At 58.2% G+C, this 268-nt stretch carries 1 protein-coding gene; it reads right to left on the bottom strand.

Annotated features, from left to right (window positions below; all coding sequences use genetic code 11):
* On the bottom strand, positions 1–268 hold a 268-nt coding region (locus G8767_RS35410), incomplete at both ends, for an AMP-binding protein (RefSeq protein ID WP_166814317.1).

The following is a 268-nucleotide window of genomic DNA, read 5'->3' as shown; positions in this document are numbered from 1 at the left end:
ACCACGACACCTGATTGACCACACTGCGATGACTGACCGCCACACCCTTCGGCCGACCCGTCGAACCCGACGTGAAAATCACATACGCCGTATTCCCCGACCGCAACGGCGCAACACGATCCACATCCAAGACAGGCGCACCCGAAAAACCAGACACATCAACAACATCAACCTCGACCACCGGCACCACACCAGCATCGAAACCAACATCAGACGTACTGACCACACACACCGGCGACGCCGCCGCCAACACAAACCCATTACGCTC

The organism is Rhodococcus sp. IC4_135, from assembly GCF_011602025.1.
Taxonomy (GTDB): domain Bacteria; phylum Actinomycetota; class Actinomycetes; order Mycobacteriales; family Mycobacteriaceae; genus Rhodococcus_F; species Rhodococcus_F baikonurensis.
Note: the sequence above shows the minus strand (reverse complement) of the source record. Positions and strands in the feature narration are given on the sequence as shown.